The following is a 1,820-nucleotide window of genomic DNA, read 5'->3' as shown; positions in this document are numbered from 1 at the left end:
CGGCGTCGAGGGCGGCCGGATCCGGACCGGTGGGCGGTGCCTGGCCGACGGCGGGCGAGGGCGCGGGCTCGGCGGCGAGGGCGGGTGCGGCGGGCACCGCCGCGAGGAACAGGGCAGCGAGGCCACGTGCGAGGGTGGAGGGTTTGGTGACTGCCATGTGCTCTCCGATGCCGTTGGGGCGAGTGTGGCGCGGGCCGATCCGCCCAGGGGAACACGAAGCTGACGCTCGTTCAGTTGCACTCCGTCGGCACGGAGGTGGAGAGCTTGGTCGCGGAACACGGTGGAGACTCCCTTCCACGGCGGCCCGGATGGCCGCCGTCGCGGTGACTCCAAGACTGATCGCCGAGACCCCGGTCGCGCATGTGCCGATCGGCAGGAATCCCGCCGGAATGCGAGCGGCTCTCCCCTGTCGATCAGCAGGGGAGAGTTGCTCGCAATCCAGGAGGAGGGGGGTGGCTACACCCGTGCCGGGAGTCGGGTGCAGACCGTCCCCGCCACCAGCGGCGCCGGCTCGGCGCCCAGGGCGGCGAGGGTGAAGGCGGTGGTCAGCGCACTGATGTCGCGGGACTCGCGGATCAGGAGGTGGTTGGCGCCCGGGGCCTCGTACCGCGCGAGGTCCGGGACGACCCGCCGGGCGCGCAGCGCGTACTCCAGGGACTGGGTGGCGCCGGCCGTGCTGTGGTCCCCGGTGCCGTGGACGATCAGTACCCGCCGACCGGCCAGCTGGTCGACCGGGTCGCCGCTGGGCAGCCAGGGGGCGATCCCGGCCACGCCGACCACGGAGGGGTGTCCGGCGCACCAGAAGGCGGCGCGCCCGCCCAGCGAGTTGCCGATCAGTGCGACGGGGGTGCCCGGGTACAGCCGGGCGAGCTCGTCGAGCGCCCAGCGGGTGTCGACGGCGGTGTCGGCGTCGGCGCCGTTCCAGCCGCCGTGGCGGTAGCGCAGCAGGTGCACCGCGAGGCCGTGCGGCCGGCCGCGCTCGGTGAGCTCGGCGGCCAGGTCCCGCAGGCCCAGCTCGGCGAGCTTCAGGGGTGCGCGCCGACTGCGGATGAATCCGCCCGGCAGCAGCAGGGCGACGCCGTTGACCGGCCCCTCCCCCTGTCGCGGGGTCAGCTCTGCGGTGCGCGGACGCTGCGCTCGGAACACGCGAAATCCCTCCTGATGTGTACCGGCGGATTCTACGGTTCCGGCGAGGGGCCACGGTGCGCCGGCAGGGACCACAGGACCCAGCCGGAGACCCGGGTGCGCGTCGCCATGACCTTCGCCCAGCGGGCGCCGAGCGGCGAGGTCCAGGTGTCCACGACCTCGCCCCGGTCACCCGAACGGGTGAGTCCGATGACGGTTTCCCCGCCGCAGTGGTCGACCCGGATGTCGGCGGCGCCGGCCGACACCTCCCACCAGCCCGCGCCGAGCTCGGGCGGCAGGTCGGCGCGGGCCGTGACGGCCGCCGGGACGAGCAGGATGCCCAGCGCGACCACGGTGGCCGCCGCACGGCCGATCACGGCCACGGGAACCTCCCTGCGGTGTCGTGCGCGGCAACGGGGGCGGCGTCGGGATCGGGGGAGGCGTGTACAGCAGAACGAGCCGACCGGGCGTACGCGCACTGTCCGGCGCCGAGGTTCGCCCGGTCGGCTCGGCCCGGCGTGGAGATCGGGTGTGCCGGAGGCGCGGGGAAAACCTTCTACCCCGCCAACTGTCCCTCCACGGAGGAGGGTTGGGGTAGCCCGGCGGACGGCCGGCGCACCGATCGGCGCGCTCAGGCCGAGGCCGGGACGCGCTCCAGTGCCGCTCGGCCCGCCGGCCCCCAGGTGCGCCGCCCG

2 protein-coding genes are annotated in these 1,820 nt (G+C 75.1%); both read right to left on the bottom strand.

Annotation, left to right across the window (positions count from 1 at the left end; all coding sequences use genetic code 11):
* Positions 1-456: 456 nt before the first annotated feature.
* Positions 457-1,146, bottom strand: a complete 690-nt coding sequence (locus KS423_RS44775; RefSeq protein WP_224285410.1) for a dienelactone hydrolase family protein — start codon at positions 1,144-1,146, stop codon at positions 457-459.
* Between the two features lie 32 nt (positions 1,147-1,178).
* Positions 1,179-1,508, bottom strand: coding sequence for a hypothetical protein (locus KS423_RS44770; protein WP_224285409.1), 330 nt, complete (start codon positions 1,506-1,508; stop codon positions 1,179-1,181).
* Between the last annotated feature and the right edge of the window lie 312 nt (positions 1,509-1,820).

The organism is Streptomyces sp. LS1784 (genome assembly GCF_020103755.1).
Lineage (GTDB): Bacteria > Actinomycetota > Actinomycetes > Streptomycetales > Streptomycetaceae > Kitasatospora.
This window is presented reverse-complemented; position numbering and strand designations above follow the sequence as displayed.